The 24043-nt window shown below is 69.4% G+C and carries 15 protein-coding genes; 9 read left to right on the top strand and 6 right to left on the bottom strand.

Annotated elements, in window-relative coordinates; translation table 11 throughout:
• Positions 1–50 precede the first annotated feature (50 nt).
• The gene (locus tag ACIRL2_RS32560; protein ID WP_402236832.1) at positions 51–1889 is read right to left on the bottom strand and encodes a VWA domain-containing protein; all 1839 of its coding nucleotides are present in this window, start codon (positions 1887–1889) and stop codon (positions 51–53) included.
• A gap of 290 nt (positions 1890–2179) precedes the next feature.
• On the opposite strand from ACIRL2_RS32560, the gene ACIRL2_RS32555 reads away from it, so the two are divergent.
• Both ACIRL2_RS32555 and ACIRL2_RS32550 read left to right on the top strand, forming a co-directional pair.
• Entirely contained in the window at positions 2180–3046 is an 867-nt protein-coding gene (locus ACIRL2_RS32555; protein WP_395867362.1) for a hypothetical protein, read from the top strand.
• Positions 3047–3258: 212 nt separating this feature from the next.
• Positions 3259–5217, top strand: coding sequence for an endo-1,3-alpha-glucanase family glycosylhydrolase (locus ACIRL2_RS32550; protein ID WP_402236829.1), 1959 nt, complete (start codon positions 3259–3261; stop codon positions 5215–5217).
• 875 nt (positions 5218–6092) lie between these two features.
• On the opposite strand, the gene ACIRL2_RS32545 is transcribed toward ACIRL2_RS32550, so the two are convergent.
• A complete protein-coding gene (locus tag ACIRL2_RS32545) occupies positions 6093–6371 on the bottom strand; it encodes a hypothetical protein (protein ID WP_395867358.1) in 279 nt (92 codons plus the stop codon).
• 2332 nt (positions 6372–8703) lie between these two features.
• Here ACIRL2_RS32545 and ACIRL2_RS32540 point away from each other — a divergent pair.
• The 7 genes from ACIRL2_RS32540 to ACIRL2_RS32510 all read left to right on the top strand — a co-directional run bounded on the left by ACIRL2_RS32540 (position 8704) and on the right by ACIRL2_RS32510 (position 20555).
• A complete protein-coding gene (locus ACIRL2_RS32540; protein ID WP_402236826.1) occupies positions 8704–10104 on the top strand; it encodes a hypothetical protein in 1401 nt (466 codons plus the stop codon).
• A 260-nt stretch (positions 10105–10364) separates the two neighbouring features.
• On the top strand, positions 10365–11846 hold the full coding sequence (locus ACIRL2_RS32535; protein WP_395867354.1) for a hypothetical protein: 1482 nt from the start codon (positions 10365–10367) through the stop codon (positions 11844–11846).
• Between the two features lie 144 nt (positions 11847–11990).
• Entirely contained in the window at positions 11991–14519 is a 2529-nt protein-coding gene (locus ACIRL2_RS32530; protein ID WP_402236824.1) for a hypothetical protein, read from the top strand.
• Between the two features lie 198 nt (positions 14520–14717).
• On the top strand, positions 14718–15740 hold the full coding sequence (locus tag ACIRL2_RS32525) for an AAA family ATPase (RefSeq protein ID WP_402236823.1): 1023 nt from the start codon (positions 14718–14720) through the stop codon (positions 15738–15740).
• A complete protein-coding gene (locus tag ACIRL2_RS32520; protein WP_402236820.1) occupies positions 15740–16933 on the top strand; it encodes a DUF58 domain-containing protein in 1194 nt (397 codons plus the stop codon). The genes ACIRL2_RS32525 and ACIRL2_RS32520 overlap by 1 nt, the downstream gene beginning before the upstream one ends.
• Positions 16930–19365 (top strand): DUF3488 and transglutaminase-like domain-containing protein, encoded by a 2436-nt coding sequence (locus tag ACIRL2_RS32515; protein ID WP_402236817.1) that lies wholly within the window; start codon positions 16930–16932, stop codon positions 19363–19365. The genes ACIRL2_RS32520 and ACIRL2_RS32515 overlap by 4 nt, the downstream gene beginning before the upstream one ends.
• Positions 19353–20555: a hypothetical protein gene (locus ACIRL2_RS32510; RefSeq protein ID WP_402236814.1), complete on the top strand. Its 1203-nt coding sequence runs from the start codon at positions 19353–19355 to the stop codon at positions 20553–20555. The genes ACIRL2_RS32515 and ACIRL2_RS32510 overlap by 13 nt, the downstream gene beginning before the upstream one ends.
• A gap of 19 nt (positions 20556–20574) precedes the next feature.
• Here the strand turns inward: ACIRL2_RS32510 and ACIRL2_RS32505 are convergent, their stop codons facing one another.
• From ACIRL2_RS32505 to ACIRL2_RS32490, 4 genes are read right to left on the bottom strand one after another with little or no spacing between them, the layout of a single operon-like run.
• Positions 20575–20925, bottom strand: a complete 351-nt coding sequence (locus ACIRL2_RS32505; RefSeq protein ID WP_402236811.1) for a hypothetical protein — start codon at positions 20923–20925, stop codon at positions 20575–20577.
• A gap of 47 nt (positions 20926–20972) precedes the next feature.
• A complete protein-coding gene (locus ACIRL2_RS32500; protein WP_402236809.1) occupies positions 20973–21572 on the bottom strand; it encodes a hypothetical protein in 600 nt (199 codons plus the stop codon).
• 40 nt (positions 21573–21612) lie between these two features.
• The gene (locus tag ACIRL2_RS32495; protein ID WP_402236807.1) at positions 21613–22260 is read right to left on the bottom strand and encodes a DUF4913 domain-containing protein; all 648 of its coding nucleotides are present in this window, start codon (positions 22258–22260) and stop codon (positions 21613–21615) included.
• Positions 22257–24020 (bottom strand): type IV secretory system conjugative DNA transfer family protein, encoded by a 1764-nt coding sequence (locus ACIRL2_RS32490; protein ID WP_402236804.1) that lies wholly within the window; start codon positions 24018–24020, stop codon positions 22257–22259. Before ACIRL2_RS32490 ends, ACIRL2_RS32495 begins: the two co-directional genes overlap by 4 nt.
• Positions 24021–24043 lie beyond the last annotated feature (23 nt).

The following is a 24043-nucleotide window of genomic DNA, read 5'->3' as shown; positions in this document are numbered from 1 at the left end:
CACGGACACGACGACCGGGAACGTCGACCTGCGGGCCCCGGGATCCGCACTCATGTGTTTCGCGACTGTCGACGGCGCAGCAGCAGCGCGGTGAGCGCCGCGCCGAGCAGGAGCGCGGCGGGCAGTCCGACCCAGACCAACGGGCCGCCGAACGCCGCCGAATCGTCCGAAGTCGAGGAGTCGGAGGCCTTCGGCGTGCTCTTCGCCGGAGTCTTCGTACCCGGGTTCGCGGCGGTCGACGGGGACTTCGCCGGCGGTGAGCCCGCTACCGACTGCCCGCTCTGCGCGTACACCGGACCGGGTTCCTTGGTGCCGCCCACCGAGACGTCCACGGCCAGCGTGCGCAACTCGCCCTCGCCCTGGGCCGCTACCGCGATGTAGTACCAGCCGGGCAGCATGTCGGCGACCTCCTGCTGCCGGTCGCTGCGGTTGAGGAAGCGCACGGGACGTGTCGCGAAGGGGTCGACGCCCTTCGAGAAGATGTGTTCGGTGTCGTGCACACCCCACGAGTCCTGGGCCAGTTGCTCGCGGATCGGGTTGTAGAAGTGGGTTTGTACGCCGACGATATCCTTGCCGCCGCCGACGCGCGTCTGGAAGGCGAGGCTTTGGCCCCAGTCGAGGCGGACCCGGTAGAAGGCCCACTCCCCCGGGGCGATCGTGTCGGTGTAGTGGCCGGACCCGGGCAGGGTGGTCGCCGAGCCGAACGAACCTCCGCCGACCACCGGTTGCGGAGCGCCGCCGGGCTCGGTGTAGCGCGCGAGGTCGGCCTCGGCCGGGCCCTTGTCCAGGGCCTGCGGTTCGAGCAGGACCTGGAGTTCGAGGGGTACCGGTGGTCCGGTCCCTCTGCGGGTCACCGAGAACACCTGTCGTCCCGGTTGCTCACAGCCGTTGGTGCCTCGACCGGATGCCGTCCAACTCACCGACGCCGTGACGACCTTGGACAGCCCTTGGTCGAGTCCGGTGTCCGATGCGCAGAAGCTGTTGCCGCGCTCGCCGAGCTGCTTGACGTCCAGGGCCTCCAGGCCCTTGACCTTGCTGACGGTGGTTCCCGACACGTACGCGGTGTAGCCCGCGGGCACGTCGACGGAGTAGTACTTCACCTCTTTGTCCGTCAGCTCGTCCAGGTGGCCGCCGGGGGGCAGGGCCGCGGCGCGCGCGGGATCGGGACCGCCGTCGACGGGGGTGCCCGCGGGTTCGTAGCTGCGCAGCGCCCGCTGGGTCACCCGGGTCAGTTCGCGTTCGAGCGAGCCGGCGTCCGGGGCGTCGGCGTAGGTGCCGCCCGAGGCCCGGGCGATGCACATCAGTTGTGCGCGGGTCTTGGCGTCCGCCGCGAAGCCGACGGTGTGCACGCGCATGTCCACCCCCTGCGCGGCGAGTTCGCGTGCCACTTGGCAGGGTTCCGGGGGCGCGCAGGTGTCCTCGCCGTCGGAGACCAGCACGATCGAGCGTGGGCCCTCCTTCGGCAGTGCCTCGGCGGCCTTGCGCAACGCCGGACCCATCGGGGTCCAGCCCAGCGGCCGGATCGCCTGCGCCGCGGCCTTGAGGTCCTGCTCCGGCGCGGTGCCGACGGGTCGCACCACCGTGACGTCGCGACAGCCGTCGGCCCTGTCGGTGGTGGACCCGCTCTGCCCGGTGCCGTACACCGTCAGTCCCATCCGTGAACCCGACGGCGCGGCGTCCACCAGCGTGCCGATCGCCTTCTTGGCGGCATCGATCCGGGTTCCGGTCCCGGCGCGTTCGTTCATCGACCCTGAGGCGTCCAGAACCAGCATCACCGGGCTGAGCGTGCCCGGTTCGGCCGCGTGCGCCGGTGATTGGCCGGTGGGCGCCCAGGCGATGCCGAAGGCCAGCGCCAGGGCGGTGCACGCCGGGAGTGCTCTCGATCTCATGGCCGGGAATCTAGACTGGATTGCACTCGCAAACAATGGATTTGCAAAGAGCAATCGTGAATGATTCGACTTGTACCACCGGGACATGTCACCGGAAAACCATTGTTGCAGTTGCAAATACTTTGACTCGGACCCCCATCGTACGCCCAAGATCGTTCGACCGTTACCGGCACGTATACCTCTGCCGGTTCATCGGCTTGCCCTTGCCGCTCGCGCGAGGACGGCGAAAATCTTCCCCCCGGACTCTGTCATCGGATCGAGTCGACGCCTCGAGTTCGGGGAGCTTCACAGTGCAACGAGGTCTTACCGGTTCGATCGCCGCCGGTCTGGGCGTGGGCGCCTTCGCGCTGATCGCGCCGATCGCGGCGGCCGGGTCGGCCCACGCGGCCGACGACGACAAGAAGGCGTGTGGGCCGGTCACCATCGAATGGTCCATCGACGACAAGACCTGGTCCAAGGCCGGCCTGTTGGGCGCGCTTCACACCAAGGTGAGCGTGCGCATCGCCGGCGATGTGGCCAAGTCGTGCAGTTACAAGGTCTCCCTCGCCTCCTACAGCGCGGAGGGACCCACCTGGAAAACCTCGGGGATCCAGCGGTATCTCGGCTCCAAGACGGTGACCCTGAGCAGCGCGCACAAGAGCGCCAAGCTCGACATCTCCAAGTACGCGCCGCCCTGCTTCGGCCAGATAGACCTGTACGGCAACGACAAGGTCTACGACGGCAAAGCCAATCCGCTGCCGCGCTATCCCGACGCGAAGTTCCCCGTCGATCTGATCGCCGGGTGGAACGGCGGCAAGGAATGCGCGCCGCCGACGACCAAGCCCCCCACCACGAAGCCGCCCACCAGCGCGCCGCCCACCACGAAGCCGCCCACGACCGCGCCGCCGACCACGGCGCCGCCCACCACGACCCCATCCAGCACGGCGCCCTCGAGTTCGGCACCGCCGACCACGAAGCCGCCCACCACCACCCCGCCGTCCGAGGACCAGCGCACCCCCGAAACCGCCCCGCCGGTTACCGGCCAACTCGCCCAGACCGGCGGCAACAGCGGCATCAAGCGGATCGCCGGCGCGTCCGTCGCGATCCTGGTCGCCGCGGTCGGCGCCCTGCTGCTGATCGGCCGTCGCCCGCACCGGTCGGGCCCCCGTTCGCACTGATCCGGGGCGGATTTCCGCCGCGGCTCATCCGGAACGCGCGGATCCGCGAACCGCCCTCGCACCACGAGAGCCTCTGCTCTAGGCTCCCGACGTCGCACCGCTCCGGTGTCCTTTTCAGGACTCCGGGCCGAGTCCCGGTGGCCTGACAGGCGCCCCCATACCGGTTGCGGGTAAGTCGACTTCGGGAGCAGCGAAGTACCGTGGAGGGCTTCTTGCGATTTCGTTCGCTCAAATTCGTGTTGCCCGCGTTCCTGTTGGTCGGCGCAGGTGTGACCTTCGGAGTGGCCTCGGGTGACTCGGACAACTCCAAGGCCACGGTGCCCACCAATGAGAACGCCTATGTGAGCCAGGTGGCGCCGGCCAAGGCGCACGCCACGCAGACCTGGTTGTCGGTGTGTCCGGCAACCTGTGAGGGAGCTCCCCGCTCCGAACGGCGGGCGTTCGTCAAGTTCACCGTCGCGGGGGTACCCGCGGGCGCGCGTGATGTGCGGCTGAGTCTGGATCTGTACTCGGCCAGGACCACCGACACCTCCGTGCGCGTGCACAAGGTCACCGGTTCCTGGTCGGCGAAGAGCCTGACCTGGAACAAACAACCCGCGTTCGGTGATGTGGTGGGCTCACGCGACGGCTTCACCGCGTCGCAGGTCGGCTCGATCGACGTCTCGTCGGCCTTCGCCGGCAACGGGGCGTACAGCTTCGCGCTCACGGCCGGGAAGGGCGCGCAGGGCGTATTCCAGTCCTCGCGCGCGAGTGCCGCGCAGGCCCCGCGCCTGTCGGTGAGCTGGACCGATCCGGCCACCCCCACCACCGGGTCGCTTCCGTTCGAGATGCCGTCCACGTCGGCTCTGCGCGCGAGCGACAAAAAGGTGTACGCGCATTACTTCACCCCCTACCCCGCTTCCCTCGACAATCAGGAGCCGACCCAGGACTACTACAGCCGCAACTACCTCAACCCCGCGGGCGAGAGCGGCAAGCACGCCGCGTACGGCGGGCTGCTGCGGGACCGGCCGGTCCCGCGTGGGCCGTTGACCGGGGACTGGCAGCTGCAGGACATGCAGCGCGAGATCCGCGACGCGACCGCGGCGGGCGTCGACGGCTTCACCGTCGACGTACTGTCCACCACCGGCGCGCACTGGACCAGGATCAAGAACCTGATCAAGGCCGCCGAGACCGTCGACCCCGGCTTCGCGATCGTGCTGATGCCGGACATGACCTCGCTCAAGGACGCAACACCCGCGAGCCTGGCCGCGTCGATGGCCGACCTGGCCTCCTCGCGGTCCGTCCGGCGCCTCGCGGACGGCCGCGTGGTGATCTCCCCCTTCAAGGCGGAGCAGCAAACCCCGCAGTGGTGGGGCGAGTTCGCGACCGCGATGACCAAGACGCACAAGCTCGGCACCGCGCTGGTCCCGGTGTTCCTGAACTTCTCGGCGAACGCCGACAAGTACGCCTCGGTCAGCTACGGATTCTCGAGCTGGGGCAATCGCAGTCCCAACCGTCAGGGCAACATCCAGTCGGACATCGCCAAGGCCCACAGCCTCGGCAAGATCTGGATGCAGCCGGTCGCGGTCCAGGACGAGCGCCCCAACCAGGGCATCTACGACGAGGCGAACAACACCGAGAACCTGCGCACCTCGTGGGACAACACCATCTCCGGGGGAGCCGACTGGGTACAGCTCACCACCTGGAACGACTACTCCGAGGGCACCCAGTTCCAGCCCTCGGCCAACTCCGGACACACCTGGGTCGACATCAGCGACTACTACCTGGTCCGGTTCAAGACCGGGGCCTGGCCCCGGATCACGCGTGACACGGCGTACCTCACGCATCGCGTGCAGTTCGCCGCGGCCAAGCCCACGGGCGGCACGCAGACGAAGTTGATGACACCGAGGTCGGGGACCAACGCGCCCCGGGACTCGGTGGAGGTGCTGACCTTCCTGGTCGCACCGGCGACGGTGAACGCGACGATCGGCGGCGCCGGCCAGAGCTATCAGGCGGCGGCCGGCGTACAGGCGAAGCTCTTCCCGCTCGCCTACGGCACCAACTCGGCGTCGATCGTTCGCAACTCGGCCACGGTGGCGACGGTTTCCTCACCCAACGTGGTGCGGAAGGACTTCGCCGCCCAGGACCTCGGCTACCGAGGCGCGAGCAGCGGCCGACCGGGCGCGGGCTGACACTCCGCACCCACCGAGTGGAACAACGTGGGGGTCGGGTCCGTTGCGGATCCGGCCCCCACTCTCGTCCGTCCGGACGGAGTCGCCGCTCGCGGGCGACACGTCCACGGGAACAGGACGGGAACGGGACAGGAACGATGTAGCGCCGACCCCCGGCCGGGGGTCGGCGCTACGTCGTCGTATGGGTGGCACTCACCGGCGGCGGGCGGCGGAACTCGGGTCGCCTTCGCTGCCCGGCGATACGGGGGGCGAATCACCGGGCCTATCGCAGTACTCGGCACGACGCCCCGGAAGACGAGGCGCAACTCGCCTTCCGGGGCGTCGCAATCGCGTACGGGCTTGGGCCGGGACGAATAGCCCTATCCCGTACGGGTGTTGGCGCTCGAAGTCGGGCGGCGATCGCCGGAGAGGGTGCGCTTCCCCCGCGCCATTGAGGGGGAACGCCCGGCCGCCGCCCGATCCGCGGCGCTCAGTTCCCTCGGCCCGCCTGGGCGGACGTCGGGTGGTGGGACCTCGACTTGTGCCCGCCGGGCACACGACGCACGCTGCGCGGTGTCCGGGCGATGCCGAGGCGGGAAGTGCCTCGGGCGTCGCCGGCGCGGCCTGGGCCGCGGGACGATACGGAGCAGTCCATCGGGTTCCCTTCGGTTCCTGAAGGATGACGAGGCTCTTTCAGGACAAGCCGGGGGTGTAGCGAACGAAGGCGCGCCCCGCGGGGTGTGGCGGTGAAGCGCTTCGATGCGACCAGCCTGCGGCATGGGAACCGGTTGGCCAAGTACGCGCAGGCTGCGGGAATGTGGGGCGCAGGACAAGCGGACCTGGCGCTTGGGGGCGGGGAGGGGGCCGGGTGCGGTGGAGGTTCGTTTGCGGCGGGATCAGAAACCCATGGCCAGTTGGGCCACTCGGCCGGCCGCTCGATCGGTCACCGGGTTCGGGACCTGACCTGCCAGCTCCCTCGGCACCGTCTTCTCCTGGCCTCGGGCAACCCGATTGACGGCGGCGACTCCCTTGGCGACAGCGAGGGTCGTCGAGGCGAGACCCGCCGTGTGTGCGTCGAGGACCTTCGCACCCACGCTCACCGCGAACTTGGTTCCGGCGGCGGCGACTTTGTAGAGCTTGCTGTTCGCGACCACGTCCGGAGAGTTACGGGTCATCCTCGCGATGGCACGCACCGCCAGATTGTGTTTCCGGGGCGGATCGACGTTGTCGCCGATCGCTTCCTTCCCCATGTCGTACTTGTGGATCGGCACTTGCGCCCTTTCATTTCGCTGCGGTGTCTTGCCCTCTTCGCGCCCGGGATGTCAGTCGCCGGGTTGTCGCACTTGACCCGTGTCCCGACTGCGGGTCGCGGTTTTCTGGGGTCCTGTGCCGTTACCGGCCCCTCCCAGACCAGGCGTGGTCCGAGCGGCTTCGGGCTTTGCGGTAACAGCCGGACCGGCAGCCCGGGCGATGCGGTTCGTGACACTCCGCACCGTCTCCGGGCTCAGCGGCTTGAGGCGGCCGGCCGTCGCCTCGGGCTTAACCGGCAAGGCCACGGAGGGTTGGGGGCGTGCGGGTTCGCCATTGCTGATGCCCACCGCGTTGGCGACCGCTGCGGGGCTGACCGGACTCAGACCGTCGAGGGCGGAGGCAGCTCTCTTCGTCTGGGCGCGTGCCGTCCTGTTCGCAGTCCTGGTCTGACGCCGCGCCTGACGCGCCTCTCGGGCCGCAACCCGGTTCGCAACCCTGGTCTGACGCCGCGCCTGACGCCGCGCCTGACGAGCCTCCCGAGCCCCCGCCCGCTCCCGACGCGGCCCCTCAGCCCGAGCATCCGCCTGCTGAGCCCGCGCCCGCAAACCAGCCCGCAACCTCGTCAAAAACCCCTGCTCAGCCGCGTTCGCCGGAGCATTCGCCCGCGCCTGACGCCGCGCCTGACGCGCCTCCCGCGCCGCAACCCTGTTCGCTGCCCTGGTCTGACGCCGCGCCTGACGCGCCTCCCGAGCCGCAGCCCGGTTCGCAACCCTGGTCTGACGCCGCGCCTGACGCCGCGCCTGACGCGCCTCCCGAGCCGCAGCCCGGTTCGCAACCCTGGTCTGACGCCGCGCCTGACGCCGCGCCTGACGAGCCTCCCGAGCCCCCGCCCGCTCCCGACGCGGCCCCTCAGCCCGAGCATCCGCCTGCTGAGCCTGCGCCCGCAAACCAGCCCGCAACCTCGTCAAAAACCCCTGCCTCGGACCCCTGCCCCGAGCACTGGCCCTCGCCTGCCGCATGTTGCGCACGGCGTCGCGGCCCCTGAGCACTTGGTTCCGCACGCCGCGGGCACCCGCCAGGAGGCCACGGCCGGCCCAACGAAGACCCGTCCATGTACCCCGACCCACCGCACGAGTTCCCGCCCAGACGCCCCGACCCACCGCACGAGTACGCGCGAACCGACCTCGACCCGCGCCTCCGCGCTGAGTCACCAGCAGTCGCCGACCCGGCGCCAAACGCCGCGTCACACGGTTGGCCGCACCCGCTCGACCCACGGTCCTGTTGGGCGCGGTCCGCGAGGCCGGCCTCGAGTTGCGCTGCGCCGCCGCGTCCGCCCGCCGCGCCTGCCGATCTGTGAACCTCTGACGGGCAGCCCTGTAGGGCCGCACGACAACCGCTTGGTAGGCACGCCGTGCGCGGGCCGCCAAGCGGGCACGCAGCGGTTGCCGCTCCGGCGCCAAGCTGGTCAAAGGAGGCAGGCCCGCGTCCGCCCGGAGCTGATTCAAATGGGCCCGCGAAAGTGGTGGCACACCACGCAACGCCGAAGCGTCCGTACGCAGCCACGCCTCTCGGCGTGCGTCGACGCTCGCCGCCTGTTCCGGCGCGGGCGCCTCCCGCTCCGGCGCCCGTGGTCGCGGAGCGGGCTCGGCAGTCGGGGAGGTCGGTTCGACGGCAGGAGTATTGCCCGCGGTCTCCGCGCCGGCCCCCCCGTTGCCGCCGGGCAGGGGACCGGGGATGGGGATGTCCTTGGCCCGCACGTTGCGCGCGGCGAAGGACGCGCGCAAGTCACCGAAGAAGTTCCACAGGCCGACGGCCGTACGCACGATCACTCTGCGGAATGCCGAGAAGAAGCGCCGGAACCACCCGCGATCGTCTGCGGGCTCCCGAGTTAGTGGATTGAGGTTCGCCACCGGCCGAATCTCCCTCTGCCCTGACACACGGAAAACTTCACGCTAGTGATCACGGGCGCGCCACGACTAGGTCGCAACACGCGGACCGATCACAGGTATTCGCGCGATCCGTCTGTTGCGCACGACTTACCCGGTGGCGGACTTGTCGAACGCGGTCGACATCGCCGCGGAAAGTCCCGGTGCGTACAACGGGCTAGCCAACGCCTGCCCCATACTGCTAGAGCTGTTCGATGCTTCGGGGGAGACGGACAATGGGTCAGGCGGTTACATGAGTGCCGAGTCACGCAAGTCGTCGCCGAGCGGGCCTCGTGGTCGTGGAACCGCCGCTCGCGACGAGGCCCTACGAGTGTCCCTGCACGGTGCTGTCGCGCGAATCCGCCAGGCGCTGGCCGACGATCCGGTACGGACTCGCCCCGAGAGCGAACTCGATTCGCTTCGGGAACGGTTCGCCGATCACGGTGTGATCGTCGGGGCCCGGCATGGTCTGCTCGACGTGCCCACGCCCCAGGTCCTGTCGGCGTGTACCACGCCCGATTGGGCCTCCCGTTCGATCCTGCACTTCGTCGCGCTGCAAGCCGCTGTCGAGGACGAACTGCGCGGCATGTTGTCCGTCGCCGCGAACGAGGAGACATCCTCGGGCGGTCTCGTACCGACCTGGACCGCGCCCAAGCGCAGCGCCGGTGACGACTGGCTCGGCATCCCCTCGATCTGGCAGGGTCGGGTTGCCGAACCCCTGGGCGCGCTGGACGAGTTGTGGACCACGACATGCCGCGCCGTGCTGCGACGGGCGCCGGACGCCGACGCACTCCTGCGCCGGCTGGACCTGTTGTTGCCGGCCACCCGCGATCGCAACGTCGCGCCGTTGTCCGGCGGAGCCGGCGTACAGGCCTTGCGCGAACGCATCGCCGAAGGGGCGATCGCGTGGGACGATCCCGCCTCGGCACCGTCCGCCGGCACGTTGTGGGTACCGGAGGATTCCGGCGCCAACCCCTGGTTGCTGCAGGGGGCGAACGGGGTCCCGGCCGCCGGGATCACGCCCACCGTGTCGACCGCGTGGTGGTCGTGGTTGCGCGCGCTGTGGTCCCGGCTGACCGAGCGGGTGTCCGCGTCGCTCGTCCCGGCGGTGACCGAGCTGCTCAGCCGGATCCTGACGCGACTGCTCGCGTTGTGGGCGGACCACGTGAGCCGTCGCGAAGCGAATTCGCCGGCACCGACGTTGCCCACCGGCGGGATCGATCTCGAAGCCCGCGGCCTCCCGTCGCTGCGCTCCGCCGTCGCGGCGGAGTCGACGGCCGCCGCCCCGCCGACGGTGCGCCCGCCGACAGTGCGCCCGCGTCCGATGCGCCCGGCCGTCGATCCGCCCACGCCCGCCCGCAGGAACCCGAGTGCGGCAACACCGGCAACGGCACCGGCAGCGGCACCGCCGGCTAGGCCGAACCCGGCGACACGATCGGGCGGCACAGCGACCAAGACCAAGACCAGGCCCGCGCCGACGACGCCCCCGACTCCGGCTCCGGCCCCCGCCCAGGTCTCGACCCCCGCCCCTGCCCCCGCAGCGGCCGCGCCCCCGTCGCCCACCCGTCGGGTGTCGTCCGTACGCACCCTGTCCGGCCCCTCGACCCGCCACCTCTCGGAAACGCAACCCGCCCAGGAGCCCGACGCCGATCGCGTCGCCGCACTCGCCAGGATCGGCCTGCTTCCCGTCTCGGGCGCGATCTCGAAGGTCCGCACCACGAAGTCGGGTTAAGTCCTGGCCGACACGTCGGTCGAAGGTCCACACGGCAAGGGCCGGCCGGCTCCGGCAGGGCCTCGAAGCACCATCCGGCGAAGGCCGGAATGCGCGAAAGCCATGCCCGATTCCGCGTTTTGTGACCTATCGCGTTCCGATCCACGCCTCTAGGCTCCTGTCGCGCCGGCACGAGCCCTGACCTGTCCATGCGGCGAGTCGCGGACTCCGGAGCGGAGTCGCCCCGCCGAGCGGAACGGAAATCCGTGATTCGCCCACGCTTGCCTCTGATATCCCTGCTGATCGCCGCCGCGCTGGCGCTGAGCGGTTGCTCGGCTGCCGGGAGCGGGAGCGTTCCCCTGGTGCGCAATCCGGTCGACGAGCCGGTCAAGGCACCCAAGCTGGTGGTTCCCGCCGGCTTCGACGTGAACAACGGCTGGCAGGCCGACGTCCGCAGTCGGGCCTATGTGGTCGCCCCCAAGGTCGGCGCACTGGTCAGCATCGACATCCGCAGCGACATCCCGTCGGCGGGCAGTGAGTCCACCACGCGAACCAAGACCGCCGTCGTCGCCCGCAGCGCCACCGACGGCAAGGTCTGGTGGTGGTCCCAGCCGGTGACCCCGCTGCAGGATCAGGAACGACCGGTCCTGTCGCTGATCACCGTTCGCGACACCGAGATGATCGTGCTGATGCGGTTGGGCACGATCCCGGAGGACGGGCTCAGCCGGGCCCGACGCGTCGTGGTGGTGGACAGCTTCGTCGCCGCCAGCAGTGGCCGGAGCGTGATTCCGCGGCAGCACCTGGTCCGGGACGTGCCCGAGGGGCTGACCGAGCTTCCGGCCCGGGTCGGGGACGGCGGGGTGTTGTTCCGCGACGACATCGACCGCCGCGACGAGGCCCCGTTCGAACGGGGTTCGGTGTGGAATCCCGAGACGGGCGAGGTCACGCCCACCGCGCCGACCGGACCGACTCCGCGTCGCTGCCTGCTGGGCAGCACCTGCGCGATGTTGTCCTATCCGATGTTGCCGACGGCGGCCGGAATGCTCAACGAGACCTGGCAGACGACCGACTCCAAGGACGAGAACGGCCTGCCGGACACGTGCCGCACCCGCAGTTCCCGAAACGAGGCATGTGGGCGCGGTTTCGAGGTCGCCGGACGTTGGAACAGCGGATCGGTGGCGCCGCCCGGGCGCGCGCTCGGGGTGCCGGTGAGTGTCACCAAGACCGCCGTGGTGGCGGCGTGGTGGACACCCGCCGAGGAGAACCAGCCGCAGGAGGTCCTGTACGTCGTGCACGACCTGGTCACCGGGGCGGTGTTGACGCAGATTCCCTGCCACACCCCGCGCGACGACAACCCGGACGAATACCATCAGCTGCTCCCCGCCCGGCACTCCCCCGACACCCGCTACCTCGTCGTCGGCCCGCTGGCCGTGGACATGCGCGGCACGGCCGTGTGTTTCGCCCAGAACGACCGCAACAACGCGGTCGAGCTGGAAACCGTCTCCAATGCCGGCATCGCGTACGGAACGATCCAAAGCTCCGACGGCAGCGACAAGCTCAACGCCGGGCGCGCCGCGCTGAACATCACCACGAAGGGCATCGAGGCCCTGCCCGCCGGAGTTCGTCCCCCTTCGATCCTCACCTCCTCCAGTGTCGGTGTGTTCGTGACCCGCAACACCGAGGGCCGGGAGCCGGTCGACACGACCCTGACGATGTATCCGCCGCCGCCCGCCGTACCCGTCCCCACCAAGAAGAAGAGTTGAGCCGGCCGAAGCGCGATTACCACATCGGTGGCGCCGGCCCGGCCACTATCCCGATCGCGCGGAACGCGTCGCGCTCGGCGGATAGTTCGCCGACGGGCCGAACGTAAAGATTGACAATCGTTCCCTGTTTCGGGAAGAGGATCCATGTCCCAACACTCCGAGCCTGCCGCGCAGCCGGGTCGAACGATCGCCGCCTCCCTGTCGATCGAGTCGACCCGCCGCCAGGTCGCCCAGGCCGTCGCCTCGATCCGACGTGGTCGCGAACGCTCGACCACCGTCGTAGCCGTGGTCGCCGTCGGCTCACTCTTCGCGACCTCGGTCGTCGTCGGAATCGGCGTGGCCGGAGCCGACGCCGACCTGGCCGACGTGGGCGCCTGGCTGCCCAGCGCGAACGGCAGCATGGTTCATGTCAACGGCCTCTCCGGCGACATCACCGGCCGAGTACGGCTGCCCGGGGCCCCCGGCTCCAACTACCAGGTGAGCGAGGACGGCGACACCGTCCTGGTGATGGACGAATCGACCGGCCAGGTCACCCGGATCGACCCCGCCCAGTTGACCGCTCCGTTGTCGGTCGACCTCGGCGACGCCGGCATGCAGTTGGTCACCGGTGGCGAGCGCGCGTGGTTGGTGGAATCCGGTACGGCGCCGGGTGCCACGACGGCCGTGGTGCGGCCGATCGATCCGGGCACCCTCGCGCCGCTGGGACCGCCGATCGCCCTCGGCGCCAAGCCGATCGGTCGCGCCCAGGCGGACGCCAAGGGCACGTTGTGGATCCCGATCCCCTCCAAGGGTGAGGTGATTCCGGTCCGCGGCGCCGTGTTGGGCACGCCGATCAAGGTGTCCGAGCCGAACAGCCCGATCACGCTCGCCCTCGTCGCGGATCGCGCGGTCATCGTCGACGCCGCGGCCGGCGCCGCGAAGATTCTCACCGACACCGGCGTGCAGACGACCATCACGCTGCCGTCCGATCTGTTCAAGGGCGGCCTCGACAAGACCGTCGTACCCGGCAAGAGCGAAGGACAGGTACTGCCCGTCCTGAGCACCGCCGACGGCACCCTCGTCCTGGTGGACATCGCGGCGGGCAAGGTGTCCGCGGTTCCGCTGGGCACCGGGGGGAATGTCCTGGGCGAACCTCAGGTCCTGGGCAAGAAGGTCTACATCGCCGACCGCACCAGCGGTTCGCTGATCGTGTACAACACCGAGCAGGCCAAGCTCGAGGAGCAGGTCAAGGTCACCGGCGTCGCCGGCGAACTGGAGACCTTCGTCCGCGACGGTCTGCTGTGGGTCAACGACGAGAAGAACGCCACCGCGGTGGTCGTCGACGGCGACGGCAAGCTGCACAAGGTGCAGAAGTACGACGAGAAGGGCGGCAACCCGGTCCCGGGTGACGAGCTGCCCCCGACGCTTCCGCCCACGACGCCGCCCGCCGAGGATCAGCAGCGGCCGAACAACCCGGGCAACGCCGACGTTCCGCCGAACCCGAAGGACAACGAAGGCGACGGCGACAACGACCGCGGCAACGACGACCCGGGCCGGGACAAGCCCACGGATCGTCCGACCCAGGGCGGCGGCAACACGTCCACCCCCGATCCCGGCAACGACCCGAAGCCGCAGCCCACCACCACCATCACGGTCACCGCCCCGCCCGTCCCGACGGGCAGCTCGACGCCGACGGCCACGACGACACCGACGGCGAGCAGTACGCCGTCGGCATCCGCGTCCCCGTCGGCGTCCGCGTCCAAGAGCCCCACGGCGTCCAGCACGCCGACGAAACCCGGTGGCACCACAACGGCGAGCCCCACGCAGACGACGCCGACACCCGATCCCCCGAAGCAGACGGCTCCCACAACGCTTAAGGCAACATCCGGCGCGGGCTTCATCACCGTCACGTTCGCCAAGTCCAGTGGAGCGACACCCCAGAGCTACCGCATCGACGGTCTCAAGGACGGCATGAAGGCCGAGCCCACTTCCTTGGGCCCCAAGGCCACATCGTCGTTCAAGGTCACCGGGGGCCAGTGCAAGACGGAATACAGCTTCACCGTGACTGCGGTCTTCGCCGACGGCGTGGAGAAGACGTCGAAGCCCTCTACGGCGGTGCGTCCCTGCACACTCCCGGCCGCGCCCAAGGGCCTCACCGCGAAGCCCGCCGCGGGCGGCCACGGCGGCACGTTCACGTGGACCGACGTCGCCGGCCTCACGTACTCGATCGACTTCCAGGACAAGACCACGAAGTCCACCACCGCCAAGTTCGCGGTGAGCAACCTCAAGAACAGCAAGACATACCCGATCACCATCACCGCGACCAACGAGGCCGGCACCAGCCCCAAGGCCACGGGGAGCCTGAACCTGACCCCGCCGAAGCGCACCTACAAGGTCGGCCCGAACATCGACAACAACGTCACGATCGGCATCCGCTCGGGTCCCTCCGTCGCCGGCACCGTGCGCAACGGCTACATCGCGGCCGACTACACCGGCAACATCACCGTGATCTGCCAGGTCAAGGGCGAGCACCAGGTCCGCCAGGGAACCAACGTGACCGGTTCGATCTGGGACAAGGTCGAGTACAGCGGACCGGGCGACCCCGGCAACGGCTGGACCAGCGACCTCTACATCCGCACGCCCAACTCCAACAGCGGCACATTCTCGTCATCGGAGTTGTGGCAGTGCGAGTGATCGCGACCGGGCAGCCCGCCTGACGCGACAAGCATTCCCCGGTGGTGCGCCCCCTTTCCCGATCGGGGCGCACCACCGAGTCACCCCAGCCCGTCCGCGACCACACACCCGTCAAGACGCGGCAAGCCCTCCCGCCTTCCCCGACCGTCCACGGCACGGAGTGACGGTGGGCGATCGACCTGGAGCGCCGTGAACACGATGCCATCGACGACGAACGACGATCGTCAGAACTCCCTGCCGTTCCATGCCCCCGACGCGCTGGCGTTGTTCGGCGAGTGCTTCAGCGCCCTCGCCGACAACATCGAGCGGGTCGTCGTCGGCAAGCGGGAGCAGATCGAACTGGCGCTGACCTGCCTGTTCGCCGAGGGTCATCTGCTGGTCGAGGACGTGCCCGGAACCGGCAAGACCACCCTCGCCCGCGCGCTCGCGGCCTCGCTCGACGCCGCGTGGCAGCGCGTGCAGTTCACCCCCGACCTGTTGCCGTCCGACATCACCGGCGTGTCGATGTTCCGCCAGACGACCAACACGTTCGAGTTCCTGCCCGGACCGATCTTCGCGAACATCGTGATCGGCGACGAGATCAACCGGGCCTCGCCGAAGACCCAGTCGGCGCTCCTTGAGGTGATGGAGGAGGCCCGGGTCACCGTGGACGGCGTGGCGCACCCGGTACCCCGCCCGTTCATGGTGATCGCCACCCAGAACCCGGTGGACATGTCCGGCACCTATCCGCTGCCCGAAGCGCAGTTGGACCGCTTCCTGATGCGGATGTCCCTGGGCTATCCGGACCTGCGCTCGGAGGTGGCGGTCGCGGCCGGGGCGAACGGCGCCCCCTCGATCGAGACGCTCCCCACCATCGCGACGGCGCAACACATCCAGGAGTTCGTCCAGATCACCCGCAGCCGGGTCAAGGCGGTCGAATCGGTTGTCGAGTACGCCGTGCGGATCGGCCACGCGACCCGCGAGTCGACACACACCCGACTGGGCGCCGGGCCGCGCGGCAGCGTGTCGTTGATCCGGGCCGCCCGGGTCCGGGCCGCGGCGCAGCGCCGCGCGCACATCCTGCCCGAGGACATCAAGGCGCTCGCCGGACCGGTCCTGACGCACCGTCTGCTGCTCACCCCCGAAGCGGAGTTGAGCGGCGTCACCGCCGCCGACGTGCTCACCGAGGTGCTCTCCCAGGTCAGCGTCCCGAGCGCGACGGCACTGAAGGCGAACGCTTGATGCTCTCCTCCAGCGGGCGCGGTGTGCTCGTCTTCGGCCTGGTCCTGTGCGGGCTCGGCTGGGGGTTGGGGTATCGCGAGGGCGTGGTCCTGGGGGTCGCGTGCCTGGTCTCCGTGACCGTCGCCGTGACCTGGACCCTGCGCCGCTCCTCCGTGGCCGCGAAACGCGAAGTGGTGCCCGCGAAGGTCGCCCGCGGCGACATCGCCCAGGGCCGGGTCACCCTGGTGAACACCGGGCGGCGGGCGCTGCGCGGACTGCGGGCCGAGGACCACGTGGCGGGCCTGATGGTTCCTCCCGTCGACCTGCCGCCCGTTGCCGCCGGTGCCGAGATCCGGGCCCGGTACACGCTGCCCACCCACCGCCGCGGCCGGGTGGAGATCGGCCCGATGCACCTCGTGCGCAGCGATCCGCTGGGGCTGACCCGACGTTCGCGTCGGCACGGCGAGTTGGAGACCCTGCTCGTGCGACCGCGCACGATCGCGCTCCAGTCGCTGCCGGCCGGCCGCACTCACCACCTCGAGGGCCCGAACTCCGATACTGCGGACGACGGGACGCTCACCTTCCATTCGCTGCGCGAGTACGTCATGGGTGACGACCTGCGTCGGGTGCACTGGCGTTCCACCGCGCGCACCGGAACGATGATGGTCCGCAAGCTGATCGACGTGAGCCTGCCGCAGACCACGCTGGTCCTGGACACCAACCTCGCCGCGTTCGCCGAGGGGGTGAACGCCGACGAGCGCGACGAGGCGTTCGAGGTCGCCGTCGACGTCACGGCGTCGGTGGCGCTGGCCGCCGCGAGCAACAACTTCCCGCTGAAGGTGGTGACCGGGCGCGGGGCGTTGCCCGCTCCGCTGGGCGATCACCGCAGTGCCGAGCACTGGCTCGACCTGCTCGCCGAGGTCTCGGCACACGAGGACCACTCGTTGTCGGACGCCTTCGACGTGGTCGAACGTACCCGGGCCGGCGACACGTTGATCGTGGTCACCGGCAGCACCGACACCCCCGGGTTGCCGCGGATGGACCGGGTCCAGGGCCGGTTCGATCGTGCGTTGCTGATTCGCGTCGCCCCACCCTCGACCACCGACCCCGGCCGGCGCTCGACCGCCCGGCCGACCGCGATGCACGTGTCGCAGATCCGGGTGTCCAGCCTGGAGGAGATGGCCGTGGCGTGGCGCAAGGAGATTTCCCGGTGAGCACCACTCTCGACGATCGCCCGGTGGAGTCCGGGCCCACCGGCGATTCCCGGCCGGGCGGAGCGGCGTCCGCGCCGCCCGCGCGCCCGAATCACCCACGTGGTCGGCTCGATCGGCCGGATGCCGACCATCGCTCCCTGTGGTCGCTGATTCCCGTGACGCTCGCCGCGTTGTCGGTGGGCTGGGCGTTCGGCCGCACCTTCGAGACGCGCGACCTGGTGCCGGTGATCCTCCCGTCCGCGATCGTGCCGGTGTTGTTGTCGGTCGCCTGCTCGCGACCGGTGCGGTCCCCCGCGCCGTCGGGCACCGCCGCCTGGACCGGGGCGGCCCGACGCGGGCCGGCCGTACGGCCGTTGTGGCCGTCGTTGATCATCACCGTGGTGTGCTGGTCGCTGGTGTTGTCCGCGACGCTTTTCCGGGACCGGGCCGCGGGTGGTTTCCTGCCGAGCATCGGGCTGATCCGGGAGATCTGGTCGGCGCTGTTGGACGCGCCGCACGCGGTGTTGAGTGTGGTGGCGCCGGTGCCCGGTGATGCCGAGATGCTCGTGCTGCCCGCGACGTGTGTGTGGCTTGCCGCCCTCGGCGGCGCCGAGTTGGCACTGCGTACCCGCACGGTCGTCGCACCCGCGGTGCCCTCGGTGTTGTTGTTCGCGGTACCGGCCGTGCTGGGGACGGGTGGGCCGGGAAGCAATGTCGCGGCGTCGGTGGCGTTGGCGGGCTCCGTCGGCCTGTTGCTCGTCGCGCGGCGTCCGGGACGCGGATCGGGGCTGCGCAACCTGTCGATCGGCCTGCCGTTGGTGGTGGCCTCGTCGGTGTTCGCGGGCGCGATCGGTCCCGCGCTGCCCGGGGCGACCGCACGCGAGGCGCCGGACCTGCACACGCTCGTCGAACCGCCGACCGATGTTCGCCTGGGCGGGGCCAGCCCGTTGGATCGCATCTCCGCGTGGTTGCAGACCCCCGAACGTCCACTGTTCACCGTCTCCGGCCCGGCCCCCGCGGAACGCAACTGGCGGCTGGCGGTGTTCGACTCCTACAACGGGGTGCGCTGGGCTCCGGCCGACGACCTGCGCACCACGACCGGGCGCGTTCCCGACCGTGAGGACACCTCCGTGGTGTCCAAGACGGCCGAGTCGCATCTGGTGACCATCAAGGAACTCGGCGGGATCTGGCTGCCCGCGGCGGACCGACCGCGCGAGATCCGTCCCCCTGCCGGACTCGAGATCTCGGTGGAGCAGCACAGCGGCACGGTGGCCGCGCACCGGCGGCTGCCTGCGGGGACCCGCTACGAGGTCGACTCGCGCGTCCCGGTCCTGGATCCCAACCGCCTGCAGTTCCTGCCGGTCGGTACGGATCCCGCCTTCATCACCATGCCGGACAAGGACGTCACGGGCGAGCCGTTCGAGGCGCTGCCGGTGTTTCGGCGACTCGCCGAGGAGGCGACCACCGGCGCCAGCTTCCCCTACCAGCAGGCGCTGCGGCTCGCGTCGTGGTTGCGCACCAACTACCGATACGACATCACGGCCACGCCGGGACACTCGTACCGCAACCTCCAGTTCTTCCTCGAGTCGGGCAAGATCGGCACCTCGGAGCAGTTCGCGACCGCGTTCGCGGTGATGGCGCGCACGTTGAACCTCCCGAGCCGCGTGGTGGTCGGCTTCTCCTCGGGGACCGACATCGGCGGCGGGGTACGCGAGGTGCGGGCCGGGGACGTGGTCGCGTGGCCCGAGATCGAGTTCGCCGGCGCCGGATGGGTGCCCTTCTTCCCCACCCCGGGACGCCAGAACGAACCGGGTGACCGGAACAAGGCGCCCGGCCAGGACGTGGCCCAGCCGGGCACGGTGGCCTCGCCGCCGCCTCCGCAGCTCACTCGCGACCAGGTCGACGCGGGCATCGAGGGCACCGATCGCAGCGGTGTGGCGCCGGACCCCCACGACGGCGAGGACAAGGACTCCGGTATTCCGTGGTGGCTGGTGGCCGCGATCATCGCCGCCGTCGTACTGCTGGGCTACGCGATGCTGGTCTTCATCGCGCCGCGCGTGGAGCGGCGACGACGTCGCGGCGGCACGCCGAACGAACGGGTTTTGGGCGCCTGGCAGTTGATCGGCGCGGCGCTCACCCGAGCCGGTCTGCCGGCCGGGAGCGCGGCGACGGCGCAGGAGGTCGCGGTGTACGGCGGCGCGCTGCTGCCCGCCGAGGTCGGGGCACGGCTGCCCGCGTTGGCGGACCTGGTCAACGACTGCGCGTACGGCGAACGGGTCGCCACGCAGCAGGAAGCCGACGACGCGTGGAGTCTGTGCGCCGCCCTGGAAGGGGTGTTGCGCCGCGAGTCGTCCACGACGTCACGCCGGCAGCGCGTGCTCGCGCGCTGGCGGCCGCGCAGGGTCATCGGGGTATTCGGGTTGTCGAGAGGACGGCGGGAGTGGGGGCAATGAACAGCGGGGGAGCTTCGGGGATTCGGGCCGGCACGAGGGCCAAACTTTTGCGCCTCACCGCGCTCGTCGTCGTCGGCTCGTCCTTGGTCGGATGTAGCGAAGCGGCGAATCGCTTCATCCAAATGTCGGCCCAGCAGCTCATCTTCGGTCCCGGATCGGCGACGTCCGACATGTTGGACGCGTCCGCGATTCCGGAAAAGTATCAAAAGTACATACCGCAGATAGAGAAGGCCGGTGAGGCGTGCGCGGATGTGTCCGCGCCCTTGATCGCGGGGCTGATCGAAACCGAGACGAGTTGGGACCCTCCCGAGGTGAACAGCGATCGCGATCGGGCCCAGGGTCTCGGTCAGTTCATGCCGGACACCTGGGACGGTGACAAGGGCAAGGACAACGGGCGCGGTCGCGACGGAAACGGTGACAACAAGAAGGACATCGGCGAGCCGGCGGACGCGATCATCGCGATCGGCGACTATCTCTGCTCCATCGCCGAGCACGTGCGCAAGCTTCAGGAGGAGGGGAAGATCCCCAACGTCAAGCCCGACGCTCAACTCAAGATGCCGGACCTGATGTTGGCGGGCTATCTCCGCGGCGAGAACGTCTGGACCAACCCCCCGCCGAAGACGACCTTCCTGTCCAACGGCATGCCGGACGTGGACGATCCGAAGAACAAGAAGCCGCAGGAATACGCGGACTCCATTATCAAGCTTGCCAAGGACAAGTATTCGAAGAAGGGCGTGGGCGGCAACGTCCCCGCAGTGGTGGGTTCGGATCGACAGGCCATCATCGCGCGGGCGAAGGTGTGGACCGACGCCCATGTCCCCTACAGCCAGACCACCTACAAGGACGGCTTCATGGCCGACGGCAAGACGAAGCAGAGGTACCGCACCGACTGCTCGGGGTTCGTCACCATGGCGTGGGGCGTCGAGGCCGGGGCGAACACGACGATGATGACCGGCATGACCGAGTCGATCAAGAAGGACGCGTTGACGGCCGGTGACATCATCCTCGACGACGACGGCGGCAACTCCGGGCATGTCGTGCTGTTCGAGAAGTGGGTCGACGACAAGCGCAACGAGTACTGGGGTTACGAGGAAGCCGGCAGTACCGGCGCGATCTACCGCAAGATCCCTTACCTGTACTTCAACGGATCGGGGCCGTATGAACCGCGCCGGTTGAAGGGGCTCAAGTAGGAGGCGGCCCGCCCGCCGGTCACGTGCCGGCGGGCGTCATGCCGATCGCCACGGCCGCGGCGCGAGTGGCGTTCGCGTCGCGGCCGCCCTCGACCGCCCGACTCGGCACCGCGAAGCCGTCCTGGATCAACTTCTCGCGGTAGGTGCCCGGCGGCTCCAGCGGCTGAACGGGTCGATTGAACCCGCGCCCGACCACAGCGAGCGGACCCGGCGCCGGCTGAGGCGCGGCCGTCATCTCCAGCGGCCCGTAGCCCAGGGCCCACGCGGGAACCGACCGGCCAGGCGCCGCCGGTGGCGCCTGGCCGACGGCGGTCCACAGATTCCCGATTGCCGACGGCTCGGGTCGCGAGGGACCGGCCTGCTCACTCACGTCGCCTCCCGGCCTGGATGGATGTCTCGGATCTCGTTACCTGTCGATCAAAGGTTGAACATTTCGCGGGCACGCTGGGGAACCTGGCCGCTGCGATGCAGCACTTGAGCCCGGTCCCGGGCCGGCTGGGCCTGTGCGGCGAAGCCCAACGCCCTGCGCTGCGCGGCGACCGCTCGCCTGCCCATCTTGGCGGCACCGCGTTGCGCGCTCATCCTGCGCCGCTCCGCGGCACGTCGCTCGATCCCGGGCGCGATCCGGCGACCCCTCCCCGCGTTGATCTCGTTCAATCGCATGGCCTGCGCCCGGCTGCGGTCCGCGAAGAACCGCACCTTGGCCCGATTGTCAGCCGCCTTGACAGCCTGATTCTCGTACTTGCGATAGGCCCGTGCTCCCGCACGCATTCCGGAGTTCTGGGCGTAGAACTTCGCCGACTGCCATCTGGCTGCGACATTGGCCACGCCCTTGGCCAGGCCTGCCTTCGCGGCGGGGCCGAGGACCTTATAGTGGGACTTCCGCTTGGCCTTCATATACTTGAGGGCCTTGTCGAGCCCCTTACTGACGAACGAGATAACCGGTTGGGCCAAGTTGGCCGCATCCTCGATGAAATGAGGACCACCGTTCGGGCCGAACTCGACGGCTTGGCTCATCGCTCATCCCTTCCCTGCCGGCTGATGGCTCCGGCGAACATCACGGCCAGCCCGGGCGGTTCAGCTTGGCCTTCTGGAGGTCGTACTGTTCCTTGGGCCGTTCCGGTTGACCCGGTGTTTCGAAATCGTCGTCGATCTCGAAGGCGATGTCGCCATCATCCCATGAAGCGTCGGGATCGCGCGGGGTCACCCGGAACGCCGGGTCGTCCCACATCTCCGGCGGCGAGGGTTCGATGGGCAGCTCCGCGAGGGGACGATCCGAGTGACCTTCGCGCGGGTCGCAGGCGACGAAGGGGCCCAGTTCGGGATCCATCAGCATCCGCAGATGCGGATCCGCGTGTTGCAGCCACCACGTCGACATGCCCAACGCCGCGTCGTGGCGCAGGTATTCGAACGCACGCCAGATCGCGGTGAAGCGAATGATCGCCTCGGGGTGTTTCCACCACGCGGGGCACCACATGATCGACGAGCGGTTCAACCGGCGCTCGATCACCTTGACCATGTAGTCGACGACGAAGCGATCGACCGATTCGAAGACGAACTCCGGCTCGGGCTCCAGCTCTTCGTCGAACTCCTCCGGATCGGGTGATGCCTCCTGTGCCTGCCGGGCGGCTTCGGCCATCGACCGGAATCGCTCCGGCGCGTCGCCCTGTCCCCAGACGTCGTCGTCCGGGAGTTCGCCGCTCATTTCACCGCCTTGGCCATGTTGATCTGGGCGGCGTTCATCACCTGGGACGGGTCGTAGGTGTTGATCGATTCCTGGATCCGGTCGGCGTACTCCGTCTCCCACCACGGCACGGTGCGCACCAGGGTCGGGCGCGAACCACTGATCTGCACGAACGCCCGGCCGCGCGGCATCGACATCAGGTCCGACGCGTCCAGCACCGCCTCCGCTCGGCTGGCCCGGCTGATCCCGCGATGGTCACCGAACTTGTGGCTGGTGGACGTGGTACGAGGTTCGAACATGCCCGCGGACTTGGCCAGATTCTCCAGGAACGACACGTCGGAGACGCCGCCTCCGTAGACCCGGATGTTCGCCGAACCCCACAACTTCTGCATGCCGTTGTCGCCCCACACCGAGACCCCCTGGGCCCAGGACTGGAGGATCACCATCACGATGACGCCACGCGAACCGAAGTGGGTGTACTTGTCGGGAAGCGCCTTCCAGGGACAGACGTTCGCGGCCTCGTCCAGGACGAAGAGCGCCGGAATGGGCAGCCGTCCGTTGGGCGAGTCACGCGAGTAGTTCTCCGCTTCCTCGGCCAGGATCGTGGTCAGGGCCATCACCAGCGGAGCGGCGATCTTGTTGGTCTCCTCGGACAGCAGGTACAGGGTGTCCGAAGGCGAGCGCACGAACGCCATGTAGTCGAACTCGGGTCGGCTGGGGTCGCTTCCCGGCGTTACCCATTCGTTGATGTTCTCGGCCACCAGGAACGAGGCCATCTGGATCGCCGTGCCGTACACACCGGCCCGCTGCCGGTCGGGTTGACCGATCACCGACTCCACGGCCTCGGCGGGCATGTGATGGCCGCCGTCGCGCAGGATGCGTACGGGAGTGTCGTCGGTCGGGCGGGTCAGCCACACGTAGACCTGAGTGATCGGACGCTTGTCGATCGAGGCCGCCAGCAGCAGGTTGGCGAACAGGTCCTGGGCGGCGGGTTCGAAGTAGGCGTCGCTGCGCGCGTGGTCCTGGCGGTTGACCGAGACGAAGCGGGCGGCGAGCTTGACCGCCTTGACGATGCTGTCGCCGACGTAGGTCAGCGGATTCCACCAGAACACCGGTTTGCCGCCCGCTTGGTTCTGCGGGTCGAAGATGTAGACCGTGCCCTTGGCCTCACGAATGGCCCGGGTGGCGTCCACCACGTCGCGCTTGTTGGAGGTGACCACGACCGCGCCCGGGGCGCTGACGATGTTCGGGATCGCCCTGGTCGCCGTCTTACCGGTACGCGGACCCCAGATGTCGACGTGCATGTCCTCCCAGGAACCCCACAGTTCGTTGTCACCACGCACAGTGCGACCGATGAAGACGCCGGGCGTGGTCCCCTTCGCGAGGCCGAACTTGCTGGCCGTACGGGTGACTTGGTGGGTCATGGACGGTGCCAGTTCCTTGGGCGAGGCCAGGTAGCGGATGGCCATGTCGATCCGCTCGCGCTTGCCCCGAGCCTTCGTCCAGACCTTCCACCCGAGGCCGACCAGGACGAGTACGACGACCAGTTGCAGGCACAGGTAAACCGTCGCTATCGCGCCCGGCCATTGGTAGTCGCCGATGGCCAGGCGCACCCACAGCACGAGTGGGTTGGGTCCGGGCTGTTCCGTCGGCCCTTCGGCCGCCAACGAGGCGGAGAGCCAGGTCATCACATGCAGCGCCACCAGTGCGACGATGCCGAACAGGAATACCAACGCCTCGAGTTCGACGTTGGGCCCTCTGCGCTTCTGAGTGGCGCTCATGCGTTACCCCCTTGTCTTTCGTA

Source organism: Embleya sp. NPDC127516 (genome assembly GCF_044765325.1).
In the GTDB taxonomy this organism is placed as follows: Bacteria; Actinomycetota; Actinomycetes; order Streptomycetales; family Streptomycetaceae; genus Embleya.
This window is presented reverse-complemented; position numbering and strand designations above follow the sequence as displayed.